Origin of the sequence: Methylobacterium sp. (genome assembly GCF_019750675.1) — a bacterium.
Taxonomy (GTDB): Bacteria; Pseudomonadota; Alphaproteobacteria; order Rhizobiales; family Beijerinckiaceae; genus Methylobacterium.
The window spans coordinates 1-2,055 of the sequence record NZ_JAIEOF010000009.1 but is presented as its reverse complement, the minus strand read 5'-3'; the positions used below and the strand labels follow the sequence as shown (position 1 = coordinate 2,055).

The following is a 2,055-nucleotide window of genomic DNA, read 5'->3' as shown; positions in this document are numbered from 1 at the left end:
GATCCGGTCGCGACGCCGCTTCCGCCCGAACGACCCGCGGATCTCGCCAGGACCGCCGATCCAGCCAAACCTTCCGACGCAGCGAAACCTCCCGAGGTAGCGAAGCCTTCCGAGGTAGCGAAGCCCGCCGACGTGACGGGGCCCGGCCCGACCGTGAAGCCCACGGAGACCGGTGAGGCACCCGTGCCGCCGCCGCGCCCGCCGGAACTCGCCGGCACCGCCCTCGCCATCACCGTGGCGCCGGTGGACGACAGCGCCTGCCGGCGCCGCCTGGAACGCCTCGGTGCCCGGTTCGAGCCTCTGCCGCCGATCTCCAACGGCCAGTGCGGGGCCGCCAAGCCCCTGAAGATCACGGCGCTGGCCGACGACCTCGCCCTCGCCCCGCCCGTCACCCTGGTCTGCGAGGCGGCCGAGGCCCTGGCCCGCTGGGCGACGGAGGCGCAGGTCGCCGCCCAGCGCGATCTCGGCCAGCCGCTGAAGGGGCTCGCGATCGGGACGTCCTACGAGTGCCGGGGCCAGAATCACGATCCCGATGCCAAGCTGAGCGAGCACAGCTTCGCCAACGGAGTCGACGTGATGGGCTTCAGCTTCGCGGGGCGCCCGGCGATCACCGTCGCGCCGGCCACCGAAGGCTCGCCGGAGGCGGCGTTCCTCACGGCGGTTCGCACCCGGGCCTGCGATTTCTTCCGCACGGTGCTCGGCCCCGGCACGGACCCGGCCCATGCCAACCACCTCCACCTCGACGAGCGCGCGCGCAACGCCGGTCACCGCCTCTGCCAATAGGTGACGGAACGCCGGAGGGACCATCCGCCTTACCCTCGTGGTTGCAATGCGATGGTGCGGGAGTTTCCGGTGCGGATGGGTGGACGGACGATCGGCGGCGGCTTGGCCGCGCTGACCTTGGCCTGGATCGCGGTCCCGGCTGTCGCGAAGGATGCCGAGGAGGCGCCCGCCCTGACCCGGGAGGCGGTCGAGGGAGCGGTCCTGGCGCAGGCGGGCGACAAGGGTGAGGCGGGCAAGACGGAGGCTTCGAAGGGCAGTGCCGCGAAGCGTCCCGTTCCGGCGCTGATCAAGGCGCAGGTTCTGCTGGATCGCGCGCGCTTCTCCCCCGGCGCCATCGACGGGCGCGACGGCGACAACCTGCGCGGCGCGCTCGCGGCCTTCGCGGCGGCCAACGGCTTGAAGTCCGGGGGAGCGCTCGAGGCGGACCTCGCAGACAAGCTTCAGGCGACCAGCGCCGATCCGGTGCTGACGGCGTACACCTTGAGCGAGGCGGACGTGGCCGGGCCATTCGTCGACCGAATTCCGCCCAAGATGGAAGATCAGGCCGACCTCGAGGCGCTCGGGTACACCAGCGCCCGCGAGATGCTGGCCGAGCGCTTCCACATGTCGCCGGACCTGCTTACCGCCCTGAATCCCGGAGCGGATTTCGCGAAGGCCGGTACCGTTCTCCAGGTGGCCGCCGTAGCGCCGCTGGACACGAGCAAGCCGAAATCCGACGCGGCGACCAAGGAAAAATCGGCAGAGGCGAAGGACGTGACCCGGATCGAGGTGGACAAGACAAGCCGCAACGTCCGGTCCTTCGACAAGGCCGGCCGGCTGGTCGCGTATTATCCCGCCTCCATCGGCAGCGAGGAGAAGCCAGCCCCTTCCGGCAAGGCGAAGGTCGAGGGCGTCGCGTTCGTGCCGACCTACACCTACAACCCGAAATACGAGTTCGCGGGCGTGAAGGCCAAGACCAAGTTCACGATCCCGCCGGGGCCGAACAACCCCGTCGGAATCGTCTGGATCGACCTGTCGATCCCCTCCTACGGCATCCATGGGACGCCCGAACCCGAGAAGGTCGGCAAGACCGAGTCGCATGGCTGCATCCGGCTCACCAACTGGGATGCGCGCGACCTCGCCACGCATGTCGCCCGCGGCGCCGAAGTGGTCTTCAAGGACGAATAGCGCCCCAGGCCGAGACCAGGGCGAGGAATGCGGCCTCGCCGAGGAACGCCAGGGCGGCGGTGGCCGCCGCGCCCTGGAGCATGGGCACGGTGTTCTGGTTCTGCA

The 2,055-nt window shown here is 70.4% G+C and carries 2 protein-coding genes; both read left to right on the top strand.

Annotation, left to right across the window (positions count from 1 at the left end):
• Nucleotides 1-783 (top strand): extensin family protein (locus K2X24_RS00555; RefSeq protein WP_292493687.1); only part of this gene is annotated, 783 nt, incomplete at its 5' end.
• Nucleotides 784-858: 75 nt separating this feature from the next.
• Nucleotides 859-1,950: a L,D-transpeptidase gene (locus K2X24_RS00550; protein ID WP_292493684.1), complete on the top strand. Its 1,092-nt coding sequence runs from the start codon at nt 859-861 to the stop codon at nt 1,948-1,950.
• Nucleotides 1,951-2,055 lie beyond the last annotated feature (105 nt).

Coding starts and splice junctions, on each gene's coding strand:
- K2X24_RS00550 (WP_292493684.1), top strand. CDS start 859: ATGGGTGGACGGACGATCGGCGGCGGCTTGGCCGCGCTGACCTTGGCC.